We start from the raw sequence: 925 nt of genomic DNA on the forward strand, positions 1-925 counted from the left end.
TAAACTTCCAACCAAAATATAAATAATATAATTGAGATATGGATTACATGGAACTGAAGATGCCAAGACTAAGACGTATATTTATATTATCATTTATCATAGAACTCGCTGGATTCGCTATAATATCATCTCTGCCAATACACAATCCTGCACTTTATTCCAGTTTTAAATCCCAGGATCATGCAATAGTTTCACAGTCATTTTTTCCCATGTGGTTAAGCATATTTCCTCATAACCTCCTTATTGCCACAATAGAATTCATACCTGTAATAGGAATACTCATGTTCGGTTTTTCAATAATATCAACAGCCAGTGTAATTGCAGTGGAAGGAACTGCGACACATATTAATGGCTTTGCAATATTTGCAAGCCTTATGATGTTTCCACATTCCTGGCTGGAACTCCCGGCATATGCTGTTGCCGTAAGCACAAGCGTATATATATTGTATTATCTACTAACTAAGAAACTAAAAACCAATTACATGAAAATCATATATATGTATATCTTTGTCGTAATAGAACTTGCATTTGCAGGAGCAATAGAAACATCTGAAATTATTCTGGAACGATCCCCACATCCGTTATATTCTCTTTATATGTGGATACCTGCAGTGCCAATTATAATATTTCTTATATGGCTTTACAGGCGTATGGATTCGGATGAATATAAATCCGGAAAAAAGAAACCTGAGGAACCTGATCTGTATGATTTTAATCAATTTTAAATATTTAAATTATATAATCCTTTATTGAAAATAGGATATTTTGGAGATCCGGGAGCATATAGCAATATTGCAGCAACCAGAATGGCTTCAGGCCAATACGTTCCGCTGGATTCAGTTCGCGCGGTTTTTATGGCATTAAAAAGCAATAATATTGACCTTGGGGTCGTACCTATCGAAAATTCCATTGAAGGTGCCGTAAA

Annotated in this window: 2 protein-coding genes; both read left to right on the forward strand. The window is 34.9% G+C overall.

The genetic code is table 11. The features are described from left to right. Positions 1 to 47: 47 nt before the first annotated feature. Positions 48 to 725: a stage II sporulation protein M gene (locus tag AMDU4_RS07230; protein WP_021787327.1), complete on the forward strand. Its 678-nt coding sequence runs from the start codon at positions 48 to 50 to the stop codon at positions 723 to 725. A gap of 24 nt (positions 726 to 749) precedes the next feature. Next, on the forward strand, positions 750 to 925 hold a 176-nt coding region (locus AMDU4_RS14180; protein ID WP_394324944.1), incomplete at its 3' end, for a prephenate dehydratase domain-containing protein.

The sequence above is a fragment of the Ferroplasma sp. Type II genome, from assembly GCF_000496155.1.